Annotated in this window: 5 protein-coding genes (1 of these 5 cut by a window edge); 4 read left to right on the forward strand and 1 reads right to left on the reverse strand. The window is 68.4% G+C overall.

What is annotated here, in order from left to right; genetic code table 11:
* The 3 genes from BGN98_RS02570 to BGN98_RS02580 all read left to right on the forward strand — a co-directional run.
* On the forward strand, positions 1-596 hold the 3' portion of the coding sequence (locus tag BGN98_RS02570) for a GNAT family N-acetyltransferase (RefSeq protein ID WP_288119371.1). It extends 133 nt beyond the left edge of the window; 596 of the gene's 729 nt are visible here — the last part of the coding sequence; its start codon lies beyond the left edge, outside the window; the stop codon is at positions 594-596.
* Positions 597-720: 124 nt separating this feature from the next.
* Positions 721-1,485, forward strand: a complete 765-nt coding sequence (locus BGN98_RS02575) for a hypothetical protein (RefSeq protein ID WP_288119372.1) — start codon at positions 721-723, stop codon at positions 1,483-1,485.
* A 43-nt stretch (positions 1,486-1,528) separates the two neighbouring features.
* Positions 1,529-2,092, forward strand: coding sequence for an AAA family ATPase (locus BGN98_RS02580; RefSeq protein WP_288119373.1), 564 nt, complete (start codon positions 1,529-1,531; stop codon positions 2,090-2,092).
* Here the strand turns inward: BGN98_RS02580 and BGN98_RS02585 are convergent.
* Positions 2,089-3,024, reverse strand: coding sequence for a Dyp-type peroxidase (locus tag BGN98_RS02585; RefSeq protein ID WP_288119374.1), 936 nt, complete (start codon positions 3,022-3,024; stop codon positions 2,089-2,091). The genes BGN98_RS02580 and BGN98_RS02585 overlap by 4 nt on opposite strands.
* Positions 3,025-3,183: 159 nt before the next feature.
* Between BGN98_RS02585 and BGN98_RS02590 the strand changes: the two genes are divergently transcribed.
* Positions 3,184-3,573: a hypothetical protein gene (locus BGN98_RS02590; RefSeq protein WP_288119376.1), complete on the forward strand. Its 390-nt coding sequence runs from the start codon at positions 3,184-3,186 to the stop codon at positions 3,571-3,573.
* The last annotated feature ends 208 nt before the right edge of the window (positions 3,574-3,781 follow it).

Raw genomic sequence — 3,781 nt, forward strand, 5'->3', positions numbered from 1 at the left:
GCTACCCCGACGACGTCGCGCCCTTCGTCGCCGTGCGCACGTGGGACGACCCCGCGGTTTGGGACGCTCTGCGCGAGATCGTGGATGCCGGGGAGCAGTTCGGTCTGTCGGGCTTCGACGGCGAGCTGCCGGCCGGGTGGGAGTTCGTCGGCGGCGGCGACGGCGTGCAGCTGATCGAGACGCCGGTGTTGTCGACGCGCCCGGACGAAGAGGCTGTGGAGCTCGGTGCCGACGATGTGGACGACATGCTCGCGATCGTCGCCCGCAACCAACCCGGTCCGTTCCGCCCGCGCACCCACGAGCTCGGCCGCTACATCGGCATCCACCGGGGCGGGCGTCTCGTGGCGATGGCGGGCGAGCGCCTGCATCCCGCGGGCTGGACCGAGATCAGCGCGGTCGCGGTCGATGAGGATCACCGCCGTCAGGGGTTGGCCTCGCGGCTCGTGCTGGATGTGGCCTTCCATATCCAGCAGCGCGGCGACCGGGCGCTGATGCATGCCGCGGCATCCAACACCGGCGCGATCGCCGCGTACGAACGTCTCGGCTTCGCGCTGCGTCGCCGCACACGTTTCAGCTCGGTGCGCGCGCCGCAGTAGACGCGCAGCGTTCCCTCCGCACGATGCATCCCTGGTGATCGCGACGACCAGTGGTGCGACGCGGCGAAAGACGATGTGATCGGTGGCCTTGGTACCGACGGAGCACCGCTGATAGACATCAAAGATGACACTCTCGCGAACGACGACGCACACGACCACGGTCCTCGGCGCTCTCATCGCCGCAGCGTTCGCACTGTCGGGCTGCGCGACGACGACCGGTGCAGCACCGTCACCGAGCTCTTCCGCCAGCGACGAGGCCACAGCCACATCGACGGCGGGCGCCACCGTGACGGGGACGGGCGCGACGGGGCTGGACTTCCCCGTTCCCGCGGGCGCCCGCTCGGTGTCGATCGACTTCACGTGCGAGGGCGTCGGGCACTACGTCGTCGAGTTCGGCGATGCGATGGCGGAGAACACGTCCCCGATCAGCGGACCGTGCGGCGCGCCGGCGGCGCTCGCCTGGCCGGTGGATGCGAAGACCCAACCCTCTATCGCGGTGACGGTGGACGACGGCATCCCGTGGACGGCGACGCCGCTGTTCTCCACCAAGGAGTTCGTTCGGGATGCCGCGGTGACCGCGGACTGCGCCGCGTTCGTCGACGTGTACAGCGCGCTCATGAATGCTGATCAGGGGTACGCCCAGTACAAGGCGTTCGACGCCGCGACCTGGACGGCGCGGGTCGCCGCGGCGTCATCCCAGCTCGCTGCCCTCGCAGCCGCCTCCAGGTCGAGCCTGAAGGGGCCGCTCACGTCGATGTCGCACACGGTGTCGACGGCCACCGAGCCCGGCACCGCACAGGCGGGCATTGCGGATGATGTGGCGCAGATCGGCGCCGCGTGCAATGCGAACCAGACGCCGTACTTCCTCAAGGCGGAGTTCGGCGGCTGAGGTGCCGGCCCGGTCGCCCGACCCGGTCGCGTAGTGTCAGCACGTGCGCATCGTCGTCTCGGGAACCCATGCCAGCGGCAAGAGCACGCTCATCGCCGACTTTGCGCGGCGGCATCCGGACTACCTCGTCCTCGCCGACCCGTTCGAGCTCATCGACGAGTCGGACGATCGGCCGGCCGCGGCGATGTTCGCCTCGCAGCTGCGACTCGCAGCTGGTCGGCTGATCGAGGGAGAATCGGGCGGCAACGTTATCGCCGAGCGCGGCCCGCTCGACTTCTTGGCGTATCTGCTGGCACTGGATGAGCTCGGGCGCACGGCGCTCGACCGCTCGACGCTCTCAAGCGCGGCTGACCGCACGCGAGGAGCACTGGCGACGGTCGATCACCTCGTGGTGCTGCCGCTGACGGCTGCCCATCCGATCCACGTCGGCGACGACGAGGATGCCGCGCTGCGCGAGACCATGAACGACGTGCTGCTGGACCTTCTCGATGACTCTGACGTCATCCCGGCGGGGCTGACCGTGACGGAGGTCACGGGATCGCCCGCAGAGCGCCTCGCCAGGCTCGAGACTCTGATCGCTGAGCCGCGGAGCTCGGAGCGAGGCTAGGCGGAGTCCCCCAGGCCGTCGAGGACGTCGGCCGACGGTACGAAGAACGTGGATCCGGTGAGCGGAGTGGAGAAGTCGAGCAGTCGGTCGTGGAGTCCCGGCGGGTCGCCGATGAACATCCGCTCCAGCATCTTCTCGATCACCCAGAGCCGGCGCGAGTACCCGATGAAGTAGGTGCCGAACTGGGAGGCGGGGCTGCCGAACGGCATGTTGTCGCGGAGGATGTCGTGCTCGACACCGTCGTCGTCGACGATGGTCGCGAGGGTCTTGTGCGCCTTCTGGCCCGACTCCGCATCGTCGAGTTCGACACCGTCGAACTTGCGTCGCCCGATGACCGCTTCCTGCTGTTCGGCGGAGAGCACGTTCCACCGGTCGAGCGGGTGCACGTACTTCTGCACGACGACGTAGCTCCCGCCGCGTCCGGCGGGGTCTTCGTCGCCCACGAGAGTGGACTCGGGCAGGTCGGGGCCCACCGGGTTGGCCGTGCCGTCGATGAACCCCAGCAGGTCGCGGATATCGAAGTAGCGGAATCCCTCGGTCTCGTCGACGACGACAGCGCTGGAGCCCAGCGCGTCGAGCAGCAGCCTCTCGAACTCGAAACACAGGTCGCGGCGGTTCGCGCGAATGTGGAAGAGCAGGTCCCCCGGCGTGCTCGGAGCGCGATGCACCGCACCCTCAATGGGCCGGAAGGGGTGGAGCTCCGCCGGCATCGGGCGCCCGGTGAGCGCCGGCCAGACGCGCGCGCCGATGCCGACCGTGCATGCGAGGGCGGCGTCGAGATCGCGGATGCCGACGGTCTTGAGCAGTCCCGAGAGGTCGGCCAGGACGGAGCGCGTGGTGGCGATCGCGTCGGCGTCGTCGCCCACGGTCACGACCAGGAAGACCGCCGACGTCGTCAGCGGAGCATCGACACTCTGAGGCGAAATGGGCACGCGGCGGTTATCACTCACGAGGCCGAACCTAGCGTCGGAGCGGCGGCGCAGGGTGGTGCGGTCTGGGCCACCCACGTCGTCGCGGAAATGTGATTCGAGTGCGGTTGTCGAAGTCTGTGATCACCCGCCCCGCGCGCCACATGCTCGTAGGCTCAATGAGTGGAACCACAGCCGCTGTCCGAATCCGAGGGCGCCCGCATCGCCTTCTGGGTGATCGCTGGTTTCGGCGTGGTCGCCTCAGCGATCGCATGGGCCTGGTACGGCCTGGCGCAGGAGGAAGCGCAGAGCGAGCAGGGCAAGGCGGTCGCGGCGGGGACCTCTATGGCGGGGTTCGCCGAAGTCGTCGGAGGGCTTCCGCTCGTCCTGGCTCACCTCATCGGTCTTGGCGTGCTGTTGATCTTCGGATGGGGCGGCTACCGAAGGAGAGGCGTGGTCCTCGCGATCGCGGCGGTGGGTGTCGCCTCACTCATCGGCGTTCTCTTCGCGCAGCTTCTGTGGGCCGGTGAGTTGTTCGAGCTGGGAATCGACAACGACTCCTACGTTCCCTGACGCAGGTGCGCGGGGCATGACTCAGGGCAGTTCGAATAGAACGCAGACCGCGCTCGTCCCCCGAACACTGTTCGCGAGCGCCCGAGAAGCTACTCCTTATTGCTGACGGCGCTCAGCGAATTTCCCCAGAGTTGCTCATCGGAATTCCTCAGGTCGCGGGGCAAGGTTAGCGCAGGTTGGTGCCGGTGGTGATGCGGCGGAGTTCGTC

Source organism: Microbacterium sp. 69-7 (assembly GCF_001897985.1).
Taxonomy (GTDB): domain Bacteria; phylum Actinomycetota; class Actinomycetes; order Actinomycetales; family Microbacteriaceae; genus Microbacterium; species Microbacterium laevaniformans.

Excerpts from the sequence above, each read along its gene's own strand:
- BGN98_RS02575 (WP_288119372.1), top strand. The coding sequence starts at position 721 with ATGACACTCTCGCGAACGACGACGCACACGACCACGGTCCTCGGCGCT.